Genomic DNA, 12,029 nt, shown 5'->3' with positions numbered 1-12,029 from the left:
TATTGGATATACCCGAAAGGGTAGAGGGCCTGCTCCAATGGGTAACCCGCCATACCAACGGCAAGACCTAAACCGCGTCGTTGATTGCTTCGACCAGTTCGTCTGTATCGATGGGTTTGGCAAAGCAGGCCACCGCTCCCAGGGCCATGGCGTCTTCGCGAGACGATTCCGCGCCATGTCCGCTGACCACAAACATTGCCCCCTGATAGCCGTCTTGGTTGAGCTGGCGAAGCAAATCAAGCCCGCCGATGTTTGGCATTTTGAGGTCAGTGACCACTGCATCAAAAGACATCTTGGCGCATTGCGCAAGCGCGTCGGGCACGGATTCTGCGACAGATACATCCAGATCTTCAAGCTCCAGGGCCTCCTGGAGTTCCTCCCGCAGAAGCGGCTCATCGTCAACAATCAGAACATGGGTCATAGATATCTCCAATATTACCAGCACAACTCCTAGCATGCAGCAGAGCAGGGCAGGTAGGTCTTTGGCACAGACCCAGCGCAAAATCGGTTAGCGCCCCCTGTTTGAAGCCGGAAGCAAACCCTTAGGGTTCGTGCTGGTCCATCACGGTCTCTATCGGTTTTGTGTCCCACCTATGTGCCGCAAGAGCGAAACGAGGCTGTCCATTTTGTTGCTGATGAGCGCCTCCAGGGGCGAAATATCTGTGGCGTCAGATGTCAAAGTTGGTGGGAAGCACCACCATATCGCGGATCGTGACGTTACGCCTGCGGCTGAGGGCAAAGATCAGGGCGTCGGCGACTTCGCCGGGGTCGATCAATGATCCGTTCTCCTTGGCTTTTCGCAGGTTTTCCTCTGGCCAGTCGGCAAGAAGCGCTGACACCACTGGCCCCGGTGAGACCTGGCCAACACGGATCCCATGTTCGCGCAATTGGCGACGCATGGTCTGAACGAAGCAGGTCATCGCCCATTTGGAGCCTGAGTAAACAGGCTCCCATGGGATAGCCGAATGGCCTGCGACCGAGCAGGTCACCCATATGTCGCCTGTCTTACGGGATTTCATATGGGGGATAACCCCGTGGACGTTTTTCATCACTGCATTGACGTTCAGGTTCAGCATCCGGTCGATGGTGTCAGGATCGGTTTCATCCAGATCGCCGCCAATGTAGGTGCCGGCGTTGCAGTGCAGAATGTCGATGTGATCCACCTTTTCCAGGATCTCGGGAACCATCGACTTGCAACTCTCGGGGTCCAGAAGGTCGGTTACCTGAGCGATCGCCCTGTCACCCAATCGTGAAACCTGTTCTGCCAGGGCGGTTTCGTCACGATCCACCATGACGACGCGCGCCCCTTCGGCCAAGAGCGCTTGGGTGGCGGCAAGGCCGATGCCAGACGCGGCCCCGGTGACGGCTGCAATTTTTTCATTGAGAGCTTCGGCCATACTGGGCCTCCTTGTCGTTCAGGTTGGATGGATTAGACGGCCAGAAATCCGCCATCGATAGGAAGGGTCGCACCGGTGACCATGGGGGCGTCGTCGCTCAGAAGCATGACAATAGATCGGGCAACATCCTCGACCTCGGCGAACCGGCCAATAGGGTGGCGCACCATCATCGGATCTTTCTTAGCTGGATCCGACCAGGCAGCGGCGGCCAATTCGGTCATGGTGACGGTCGGCGCGACAGCGTTGACCCGGATCCCATGTGGGCCGAGCTCTTTAGCCATGACGCGTGTGGCGCCTTCTAACCCGGCCTTGGAGGCCGCATAGCAGAGATGTTCCTGAAAACCCCGGTGCCCAGCGATGGAGGTGACATTCAGGATCGCCCCATCTCCACCCGCTGCAACGCGGGCGCGGGCAAACTCCTGTGCGCAGATCAGGGCGGCTCGAAGGTTGATACCCATGACAGCTTCATAGCCCTCTTCGGTCATTCCCAGTACCGTCTCCAGCACGTTGGTTCCGGCGCAGTTGATCAGGAAATTACAGGTCCCGGCGTCTTTCATGGCGGCACGGGCGGCGCTGTTGTCCATCAGGTCGACGGTGATCGAGCTGCAGCCGGTTTCCTGCGCCAGGCTGTCCAAATCCGCCTGGGTGCGCGCCATGGCAATGACCTTTGCGCCACGCTTTGCCATTTCGATCGCGCAGGCGCGGCCAATGCCCTTTCCTGCCCCGGTGATGATGACGCTTTGTCCTTTGAATTGGGATGTCATGGCGTTAGCTCCTTGATCTGTGTGGTCATCGCTCCCGGGGTGCAGGCAGCGTGATAGGTGCTGAGGTTTTCCCTAATGCGATCGATCAGGATCTTCTCGGGTTTCAGAGCTTTGCCCGCGGCATGGGCGGCGCGAGGCATGTGTTGCCACATCAGCGGCAATGGGACGATCTGGCCCTGCAGGGCCTCCAGCAGACGGGCGACGGCCGCCTGTGCTTTGGGTCTGGCCCAATAATAGCGGATACGATCTGACAGGGAGTAGTGGCGCATAAGCCGCTGTTGTGCCGGGCGCCCGGTGTAGTGTCGCTCCCAGTTTTCAGGGGCATCCTGCATGACGCGTTCCATAGTGCGCGCCAGTTGGCGATCACTGTATTCTGGTAAAAGATCACTTGCGATCAGGTCGAGCGCATAGAGGGCCTCGCGCAGAACAAATGTCAATTCTGGTCCAACTTTGAGAATCGGAAAACCGTCACGAACCAGTTCGGACAGGGGCCTTTCGCCCTGGTAGTCGGTCGAATGTGCTTCAAATACCAGGCCCTCGAAGCAGCCCAGAGAATTTGTCAGCGGGTTTGCCTTTGCAGCGTCATAAACAACAATGTTGTGGTTGCCGAATTCCACTCCTGGCTGCACCACAAGACCGACGATCCGGTCAAGCATCTGGGACAGGCCCTCTTCCTTGAACACCTTTTGGTGGGTTTGAAAGGTGGCCTGCGCCGCACTGGCGCTGGTGGGGGTGATCCGGTCCAGAGCATGGTCTGCGCCACCCGGCGGCGGCACCTCGGTTCCGATGACATAGAGCGGCGCAGCCCCCCCGATGGCGCGCGCGGCGGCCTCCGCGCTGAGTGCCAGTTGGGCCGCGCGTCTTGCAGTAGCTTCATCGTTGAGCGCTGCAGGCTCTCCGGCACAGCCCATGGAGGCATCCAGATGCAGCTTGGTAAAACCCGCTCGCACATAGGCAGAGACCATCTCGCAGGCTTGCCCCATTGCCTCTGTGGCGGGCAGATTCCGCCATGGGTTGGGGCCCAGGTGGTCACCGCCAAGCATGATCTGCTCACTGGGGCAACGCTCTTGCTGCGCCAGCTCGAAAACCAGATCTGCAAAATCGGCTGGCCTCATACCGGTGTAGCCCCCGAGGTGATTGACCTGATTGCAGGTCGCTTCGATCAAGACGGAACTTGCTGTATCGCGTCCATGTTGCAAAGCTGCGCGCAGGACCAACGGGTGGGCCGAACAGACGGATGTCATGCCACGGGGCGTTCCCGCATGGTGCAGTTTGGCGAGGTCGGTTAGCTGGAGCATGTGATGCGCTCGGTCCCAGCGATGAAAGCATCCAGCTCAGAGCGCGAGCCCGCGCCTTCCATCGGGCCACGCCTGGTCACGTTTCGGGCCCCCGCTGCATTGGCGTAGATCAGCGCCTGGTCAACACTAAGACCAAGTCGACGGGTCGCCACATATGCACCGCCGAAACAATCGCCTGCGCCTGTTGGATCAATCTCTTCCACAGCAAAGGCCGGCGCATGTGAGACCCCGCCAGCCATTTGATAAGCGGTCGACCCATGGGCACCACGTTTGATCACAATTTCGGATATCCCAAGCGAGAACAAATACTTGATTGCCTGCTCCTCACTGTTTTGCGGCGGCATAACAGCTGCAAGCAGAAGCTCGTCGCCAGACGGCAACAGCAGATCGGTCATGGCCAACATGGCGTAAACCCGAGCTGCAGTTTTGCGGTCCGACTGCAACTCCTTGCGCATGTTGGGATCAAAGGAGACGGTTCCACCACGTGTCCGGACCTTTTGTGCGGCGCGCTCAACCATGGACCAGAGCGCCGGCACCCCAAGCACTGTACCCACGACATGGAGATGTCCGGCACGGGACACCACAGCATCTACCGCATCTGTCCAGGCCAGGCGCCCGGCGGCAGAGGTCCACAGATTGAACACGAAGTCGCGGGTCCCATCAGGGCGATAGCGGACAAAGGCCGTGCCTGTTGGCAGATCCGGATCGACGGTAATGCCTGACACATCGACCCCCTCGCGTTTCATGCGTTCAAGGTTGAGCTGGCCAAAGGCGTCGTCGCCAACCGCTCCGATCATGGCGGCAGATCCTCCGATACGACTGCACTGGACAAGGAAGCTGGTGGGCGCACCACTGGGGAAGGGGCCGATCATTGGGATCGGCTCGGAAAACCCTGACCCAATGGTTGTGGCGACAACCTCCGCAAGAATTTCTCCGATAGAAATCGTCGGTTCCAGACTGTCCGGCGCAAGGGGCATGGCCTGTCCTTTATCCTGTCGCAGTGCTTTGCTTGGCGACCGATTTGAGGAGCAGTCGCGCGGTCGTATCGTCTGTGACCAAGGTATCGACGAGGCCACGCTGGCAGGCCGCCTTGAGAATCTCAACCTTGTGAGGGCCCGCTGCTGCCATGATCTTTTCAGGGACTTCGATGACGTCCTCCAGAGACATCCCGACGGTTCTATTGTCGACCTGTGCCGAAACTGAACGGCCATCTCGGTCCAGGAATTTTCCCAAAACATCACCAATCGCGCCTGCGTCGATCAAAGCTTCGGGAGACAGCCCCTGCGGTAGCCCGTGTTCTACGAGGAAGGATTTCTCTGAGACGTTAGAGCAGGTGAGCAGAACCGCATCCAGCGAGGCGAATTTTTCAAAGTGCTCTTTGAGGGCGTATTGCGAAAGGAAAACCTCGCGGTCGATCCCTTCAGACAGGTAAATCGGAGCTGTCAGTACAGAATAACGCGCGCCAAGCACATTGGCAAAGCCCGAGGCGATCCCAAAGGAATTGAGTGTCGAGCCCTTTGCCGTACCGCCAAGGATCGAAACCACCTCTAGGTCCGGGTGGGATTGCCGGGGCAGCTTTCGAATTGCGGAGTCCAGGGTCAAGCCCCATGAAACGCCCAGAGATTTCCAGTCCCCTGTCGCCAGCCGTTCTGTCAAAAGAGCAGCAAGAGCTGCGCCGACGGATTTGTGATAATCATAGTCCGCTTCATTTGAAGGGCTGATGACTGCACGCTTCAAACCAAGACAGCTCTTCAGCTCTTCTTGCAATTCTATGCGCGGCAGAAAGGGGGACTCGATCTGTATCTTAACAAAGCCGAGAGTCTTTGCCCGTTGAATCGCCTGATTTACCCGCAAACGCGTGACATCCAGCAGGCGGGCAATTTCAGCCTGAGTCATTTCGTTCACATAATAATGCCAACAGATTTCTGTTACGAAAGCATCGCTTTCTTCAATTGGTTCGCGGGCCAAGCCGATGTCCTTCCTTGCATTTTGGCGCATTCGCGCAGGACTGCTAGGGTGAATGTTGGCAAAATTACAGATGTTAGGCAAGCCATACAAATGATAAATTACACTTGCATACAGAAAATACATTTGTAAAGTTTGCTTGGGAGGTGGCGCGAATCGCACTGCATATTGCTGTCGAAAGCCTGCGCTGTACTTCGATCTGAAATGGGAGGAATACCGTGAGCTTTGCAATAAAACTGGGCGCTTCCGCGCTTGCACTAACAGTGGCCGCCACCGCGTCCTTCGCTGAGAGCCATGCAGAATTCTGGAAAAACGCCGCAGCGCCCTATCAGGGCGTGACCATTCGGGGGGTGACGGAATCGTCGCCGCCGTCTCTTTATATCCGCGAGGTTCTTGCGCCCGAATTCGAAGCTCTGACAGGCATTCGAGTTGATGTTGAAACCACATCCTGGGATCAAATGTTCGATAAGGCTATCAAGGATATGGAAGCCGGAACTGGCATCTACGACATGGCCTATATCGAACAGGACATTATCTATTCTTATCTTGCGCGGGGATTCTTGACGGATCTCACCGGTTATCTGGCTGACCATCCGGCCCTGAAAGCACCAAGCTACGACGAAGCCAACTTCACGACATTCGCTGACTATTTCAAGGATGCTGATGGTAATCTCTACGGCGTTCCGATGGAGGCCTTTCTGAAGGTCTATCTCTACCGTACCGACCTGTTTGGGGACCCGGATATTCAATCTGCGTTCAAGGCGCAGACCGGCCGCGATCTGGTCCCTGCCAAAACCCATGCCGAATATGCAGAAATTGCCCAGTTCTTTACCGAGTATGGCAAAGCAAATGACATGGATCTGTGGGGGACAACCGCGCAGGCGCATACTGGCCACGTGGCGTCCTGGTATGAATATTACGAGTCCGTTGCGCCAACTTTTGGTGTCTATAACTGGGGTATTGATCCGGACAACAACTATGCAGCTTCCACCGCAAATGGCGGGGCGATGAATGGGCCAGAGGCCGTCGAAGCGATGACCTGGTGGCTCAGCATGCGCGATATTGCGCCACCAGAAAGCCCCGCCTCCACATGGACTGAAGTGGGCACAACCTTTGGCGCGGGCCGCGCTGCGCAGGGGCTGGTCTACGGCGAAAACGCTGGGTGGATCGCAGCAGACGCGGAAAAGTCCCTCGTTGTGGGCAAGGTCGGCGTGGCCTTGCCGCCACTTGCTGATGGTGTCCTAGCGGAAGCTGAATCTGGTGATGGCTATATTGGCTACTACGACGGCGGTGCCTTTGGCATGCCGCATTCGTCAAATAACAAGGAAGCGACTGCGTTGTTCCTGCAGTATATTGGCCAGAACGAAGTTCAGCCAGACTGGGCGGTCGCTGCGCCGCGGGTGACGAATACTGCAACCTATGACGATCCCAAAGTTGTTGCCTTCAATGACGAGCTTGGCGGCTACTACGATCTGATCAAGGACAAAGGCTATCTGTTTGCCGGGGCTCCAGCCTATCCGTTTCATGCGCAGGTGCGGGAAGCGACGGCGCCAATTTTCTACCAGATCCTGCTGGGTGATCTTGCTCCACAGGAAGGACTTGACCAAATGGCAGCGGCTGCGGAAGCAACGCTTTCTGAACTCTGGTACCGCAAGTAACCTCTCTCCCGGTTACGATTGGGGTCGCCGCAGGCATTGCGGCGGCCCACATTGAGAGAACGATAAAAACTGAGGACGCGGCGGTTTGGTGCGCGCATCATTGCATCAAAACAACGGGGGAACATATTTCATGCAATCCAAGAGACTTGGCTGGATATTGCTGGCACCGACTTTGGTCATCCTGTTCTTCTTCGGAGTGCTGCCTTTTATCTATGTGGTCTATGTGTCGTTCCATTCCTGGAACCCTTTCGCGGTCAACCCCGATATGGTTTTCAATGGCGCCGACAACTTCCGAAAGATCGTCTTTGACTCCGCCTTCCTGAATTCGGTCGGTGTGACGGTGATGTTTGTTTTCTTTGCTGTCTTATCCGAACTGATCATTGGGTATTTCCTGGCTCAGGCCTTCATGCGGGATTTCCCTGGCAAGGCTATCTTCCGGACCATCCATACGCTTCCCCTAATCATGGCCCCGATTATCGTGGGATCCGTCTGGAAACTTATGACCACGCCTTCAATCGGGATCATCCCGCATTACCTGGACGAATGGTTTGGTATCTCGATGAACATCGGCACATCTGCACCTGCCGCCTTTGCCACAATTGTCATCATGGACATCTGGCACTGGACACCTTTGGTGACCTTGACGCTGATTGCCGCTCTTGTGTCCTTGCCGCAGGATCCCTTTGAGCAGGCGCAGATCGATGGTGCCGGGAAACGGCAAATCTTTTGGCACATTACCCTACCGATGATCGCGCCAGCTGTGGTGGCTACCGTCTTTATCCGTCTGATGGATGCGCTGCGCACCGTCGATGAAGTTTGGATGCTGACGGGCGGCGGCCCTGGTTCCGCGACACGCTTTGTTGGGGTGCATATCTTCAAAGAGGTCTTCCCGAAGACGAATTATGGCTATGGGTCAACGATTTCCGTGATTGTTCTATATCTCACAATCGTGTCGTGCTGGTTGCTCTATGTGACCATGCTGGCGCCGCGCAACAAGAAGGACTGACGCCATGAGAAAGCCAAGCCCGATCATTGGCCTGATCTTCTGGAGCCTTGTCAGCGTTTTGACCCTGTTCCCGATCTATTGGCTGTTTGTCATCTCGGTGAAACCGGCTGTGCAGCTTTTTTCCACACCTGAACTGATCCTGTCTGATCCCTATTGGGGCAATTACGCCAAAGTTTGGGGGGATCGGTTGCTACGCAGCTATATGCTAAATTCGGTCATCATCTCGACCGGGAATGCCGTAATCTGCACTGTGCTTGGCTTCTTTGCTTGCTACGCCCTGTCGCGCTTCAACATGAGCGGTAAGGAATCGATCTTTTTCTGGACCATTACAAACCGGATGGCACCGCCTGCGGTGTTCCTGTTGCCGCTCTTTTTGCTGATGACTCAGGTTTACACGGTGGGCGAATGGAAGCTCTTGGACACCAGGATCGGCATGATCCTTGTCTATTGCACCTTTAATTTGCCCTTTGCGATCTGGACCCTGCGTCCAACCGTGGATGGCATCCCCAAGGAGCTGGATGAGGCCGCCTATGTGGATGGAGCAAGTTCTTGGCAGGTGATCACTCAGATCGTGTTTCCGCTCTGTCGCCCCGGGCTTGCGGTGACATTGATCCTGACATGGGTCTTTGCCTGGAACGAATATTTGCTGGCGGCGACGCTGACGAACTTTAACGCCCGCACTTTGACAACGGGCCTGTCGGAATATGTCACCACCACGGGCACGGCCTGGGGGGTCATGGCGACTATTTCAGTCTTTACGCTGATTCCTGCGCTGATTGTCTTTGGCCTTGTGCAAAAACACATCGTTGCCGGTCTGACCTTTGGTGCGGTGAAAGGATAAGCCATGAGCGATCACCCCGAAGAACCGCTGATCTCGGCCCTTTTGGAAGAGAAAGACGCCCCCAAGACAAACGACACGCCCAATGGTTTTTTGCCAATCGAGACCAATTGGTTCGACCGGCTGTTCCTATCGGTCGTGATCTGGATTGCGCTGTCATTGTTTTGGTTTCGCTTCATCGAGCCCCTGGGGCTGTCGATCTGGATCGCAAATGCCAGTGCCGCTGCTCTGGCCTTCATTATCATCAAGAAAGGCTGAGATATGAAAGCGCTTGTATTAGAGCAGAAAGACGACCTCAGCCTACGAGATTTTCCGGAGATCGACCGGGTCGAAGAGCATCTTGGCCCGCGCGATCTGCGCATCAAGCTGCACACGGTGGGGATCTGCGGCTCTGACGTGCATTATTACACGCACGGGCGTATTGGGCCTTTCGTTGTCGATGCACCGATGATCCTAGGGCACGAGGCCTCTGGCACCGTGATAGAAACTGGTCCAGATGTCACTACGCTGAAGGTCGGCGATCGGGTCTGCATGGAGCCGGGCATTCCTGATCCCAACAGCCGGGCGACCCAGTTGGGCCTTTACAACATTGACCCGGCTGTGCGGTTTTGGGCGACGCCGCCGGTGCATGGCATCCTGCGCCCAACCTGTGTGCATCCCGAAGCCTTTACCTTTAAGCTGCCCGACAATGTGAGCTTCGCTGAGGCGGCCATGGTGGAACCCTTGGCCGTTGGGGTGCATGCCGCCACTAAGGCGCGGGTGAAGCCCGGGGACAATGCCGTTGTCATGGGGGCGGGCCCTATCGGGCTTGTGACCGCGCTTTCCGCGCTCGCTGCTGGCTGTGCCCGTGTCTATGTGACAGACTTGGCTGCAAAGAAGCTGGAAATTGCAGGGGGGCTCAACCCTGCGATCATTCCTGTTGATGTCAGCTCTCAAAGCCTCACGGATGTGGTTCAGCGCGACACCGCTGGCTGGGGTGTTGATATCGTTTTCGAAGCCACCGGCAGCCCGCAGGCCGCCCAAACGGTGTTCGAACCTTTGTGTCCGGGCGGCTGTGTTGTGATGATCGGCGGCCAATCGGAGCCGATCCAATACGATGCGGGGGCAGCCATGATCCGCGAAGCGCGGGTCGAAAACATCTTTCGCTACGCGCATGTGTTTCCGCGCTGTCTCGGCATGCTCAGCTCCGGCGCAATCGACGTTAAGCCGCTGATTACGCGGACATTCAGCTTTTTAGACAGTGTGCAGGCTTTTGAAATTGCCGCTTCTGCCCCACCGGCAGAAGTGAAAATGCAGATTGAATTGCCGCAATAGGGGATCACAAAGATGGCCAATGTAACAATCGACAATGTGATCAAACGCTATGGCGCGGCGCAGGTCATGCACGGTGTCAGCGTCGATATCAAAGATGGAGAGTTTGTGGTGCTGGTCGGTCCATCTGGCTGCGGCAAGTCCACTTTGCTGCGAATGCTGGCCGGTCTGGAAGAGGTCAGCGAAGGCACGATCTCCATCGGGGGGCGTGTGGTGAATGACGTGCTGCCAAAGGAGCGCGATATTGCGATGGTTTTCCAAAGCTACGCGCTTTACCCCCACAAAACTGTATCTCAGAACATCGGTTTCCCCTTGTTGATGGCGAAACGCTCCAAGGCCGAGATCGCGGAAAAAGTTAAAAGTGCCGCTGAAATTTTGGATCTCACCAAATATCTGGATCGCTATCCCAAAGAACTGTCTGGCGGCCAGCGACAGAGGGTCGCCATGGGGCGTGCGATTGTGCGTGATCCGCAGGTGTTCTTGTTTGATGAGCCGTTGTCGAACCTTGACGCAAAGCTGCGCGTGACCATGCGCATTGAAATTAAAGAGCTCCATCAACGCCTAGGGACTACCATTGTCTATGTTACGCACGATCAGGTCGAGGCAATGACAATGGCCGACAAGATCGTTGTGATGCGTGATGGGCGGGTCGAACAGATCGGCAGCCCGCTGGATCTGTATGACAACCCGGTCAACACCTTTGTAGCGGGGTTTATCGGGTCGCCGTCGATGAATTTTGTCCACGGAAAAATCGCATCTATTGGCGGCAGTCGCGTTTTTCAGTCCGATAGTGGTTTGAATTTGCCGCTGCCACAGACGCGGGCGGTGGAGGGGCAAACGGTCACTTTTGGTGTGCGGCCTGAGTGCGTCCGGGTTGGGGAAGGGGGCGTTGAAATGGAAATCGTTGCCGTTGAACCCACCGGGTCGGAGACGCAGATTTTTGCGCGCTCTGGTAGCGATTTGATTGATGCGCTTGTTAAAGAACGGATCAGCGCCCGGCCCGGTTCCAAACTGGGTTTCGTGTTTGACCCTGAGGACGTTCATCTTTTTGACAGCAAGACAGGGCAACACATCTGATGTCGGCTGTCAGCGGCGTGATTTTTGATCTGGATGGCTGTCTGGTAGATAGCGAGCCGTTGTCTTTGGAGGCGATCGCCTCTGAGATGCGCGCCCTCGGGATCCCGGATGCCACAGCGCAAGAGATCGGGGACAGGTTTCTTGGCGTTGCGATGCCGGTGATCGCTGACTATGCCTCTGCTCGCCTTGGCGCGCCAGTTCCCGATAGCTTTGCCCTGCGCGTAGAGACACAATTGCTGACAACCTACCAGACCAAATTGCGCCAAATTCCGGGAGCAACCGAGCTGCTGCACAGTCTGAAGGCGCGGGGATGTGCCCTGGGGATTGCCACGGGGGGATCGCTCAAACGTATGGCTGCAACATTGGAACTTTCGGGGTTGGCAGGCTGGTTTGAGGGCACAGCTGCGAGCGCTGCAGAAGTGAAACAAGGAAAGCCTGCGCCAGACCTGTTTTTGCTGGCGTTGGAACGGCTCAAGATGCGGCCGGGAGATTGCATCGTGCTGGAAGATTCCCCCCATGGGGTGCAAGGCGCGAGGGCTGCGGGCATTCCCGCCATTGGATTTGTCGGTGGCAGCCACCTGGAGGGAAAGCGAGACAGCCATGCCAAAATCCTGCGGGAGGCAGGTGCCTCCCATGTCTTTGAACGGCTGGGAGATGTGGCGCGCCATTTGCTGATACAGACCGAAAGTCCCGCAGAATGAGCGGCCTGGCGACA

The 12,029-nt window shown here is 56.6% G+C and carries 13 protein-coding genes; 7 read left to right on the top strand and 6 right to left on the bottom strand.

The genetic code is table 11. The features are described from left to right. Positions 1–67: 67 nt before the first annotated feature. From MED193_RS07860 to MED193_RS07835, 6 genes are all read right to left on the bottom strand, one after another. Complete coding sequence (locus MED193_RS07860) at positions 68–421, bottom strand: response regulator (RefSeq protein ID WP_009809157.1); 354 nt, start codon at positions 419–421, stop codon at positions 68–70. Positions 422–668: 247 nt separating this feature from the next. Beyond that, on the bottom strand, positions 669–1,397 hold the full coding sequence (locus tag MED193_RS07855) for an SDR family oxidoreductase (protein ID WP_009809156.1): 729 nt from the start codon (positions 1,395–1,397) through the stop codon (positions 669–671). Between the two features lie 32 nt (positions 1,398–1,429). After that, the gene (locus MED193_RS07850) at positions 1,430–2,161 is read right to left on the bottom strand and encodes an SDR family oxidoreductase (protein WP_009809155.1); all 732 of its coding nucleotides are present in this window, start codon (positions 2,159–2,161) and stop codon (positions 1,430–1,432) included. Continuing rightward, positions 2,158–3,459 carry a D-tagatose-bisphosphate aldolase, class II, non-catalytic subunit gene (locus tag MED193_RS07845; protein ID WP_009809154.1) on the bottom strand — a complete coding sequence of 434 codons (1,302 nt, stop codon included), beginning with the start codon at positions 3,457–3,459 and terminating at the stop codon, positions 2,158–2,160. The genes MED193_RS07850 and MED193_RS07845 overlap by 4 nt, the downstream gene beginning before the upstream one ends. Next, positions 3,447–4,436: a sugar kinase gene (locus MED193_RS07840; protein ID WP_009809153.1), complete on the bottom strand. Its 990-nt coding sequence runs from the start codon at positions 4,434–4,436 to the stop codon at positions 3,447–3,449. The genes MED193_RS07845 and MED193_RS07840 overlap by 13 nt, the downstream gene beginning before the upstream one ends. Positions 4,437–4,446: 10 nt before the next feature. Then, positions 4,447–5,427 carry a sugar-binding transcriptional regulator gene (locus MED193_RS07835; protein ID WP_039966759.1) on the bottom strand — a complete coding sequence of 327 codons (981 nt, stop codon included), beginning with the start codon at positions 5,425–5,427 and terminating at the stop codon, positions 4,447–4,449. A gap of 215 nt (positions 5,428–5,642) precedes the next feature. On the opposite strand from MED193_RS07835, the gene MED193_RS07830 reads away from it, so the two are divergent. The 7 genes from MED193_RS07830 (at position 5,643) to MED193_RS07800 (ending at position 12,015) form a co-directional block, all read left to right on the top strand. After that, a complete protein-coding gene (locus MED193_RS07830) occupies positions 5,643–7,082 on the top strand; it encodes an extracellular solute-binding protein (protein ID WP_009809151.1) in 1,440 nt (479 codons plus the stop codon). 130 nt (positions 7,083–7,212) lie between these two features. Beyond that, complete coding sequence (locus MED193_RS07825) at positions 7,213–8,088, top strand: carbohydrate ABC transporter permease (RefSeq protein ID WP_009809150.1); 876 nt, start codon at positions 7,213–7,215, stop codon at positions 8,086–8,088. A gap of 4 nt (positions 8,089–8,092) precedes the next feature. Continuing rightward, complete coding sequence (locus tag MED193_RS07820) at positions 8,093–8,929, top strand: carbohydrate ABC transporter permease (protein ID WP_009809149.1); 837 nt, start codon at positions 8,093–8,095, stop codon at positions 8,927–8,929. A gap of 3 nt (positions 8,930–8,932) precedes the next feature. Beyond that, complete coding sequence (locus tag MED193_RS07815; RefSeq protein WP_009809148.1) at positions 8,933–9,184, top strand: DUF2160 family membrane protein; 252 nt, start codon at positions 8,933–8,935, stop codon at positions 9,182–9,184. 3 nt (positions 9,185–9,187) lie between these two features. After that, positions 9,188–10,240: an NAD(P)-dependent alcohol dehydrogenase gene (locus MED193_RS07810; RefSeq protein ID WP_009809147.1), complete on the top strand. Its 1,053-nt coding sequence runs from the start codon at positions 9,188–9,190 to the stop codon at positions 10,238–10,240. A gap of 12 nt (positions 10,241–10,252) precedes the next feature. Continuing rightward, entirely contained in the window at positions 10,253–11,314 is a 1,062-nt protein-coding gene (locus tag MED193_RS07805) for an ABC transporter ATP-binding protein (RefSeq protein ID WP_009809146.1), read from the top strand. Further along, complete coding sequence (locus MED193_RS07800; RefSeq protein WP_009809145.1) at positions 11,314–12,015, top strand: HAD family phosphatase; 702 nt, start codon at positions 11,314–11,316, stop codon at positions 12,013–12,015. The genes MED193_RS07805 and MED193_RS07800 overlap by 1 nt, the downstream gene beginning before the upstream one ends. Positions 12,016–12,029 lie beyond the last annotated feature (14 nt).

The organism is Roseobacter sp. MED193, assembly GCF_000152965.1.
Classification (GTDB): Bacteria; Pseudomonadota; Alphaproteobacteria; order Rhodobacterales; family Rhodobacteraceae; genus Pseudophaeobacter.
The sequence above is the reverse complement of the archived record's forward strand: the minus strand, read 5'-3'. Positions and strand labels throughout refer to the sequence as shown.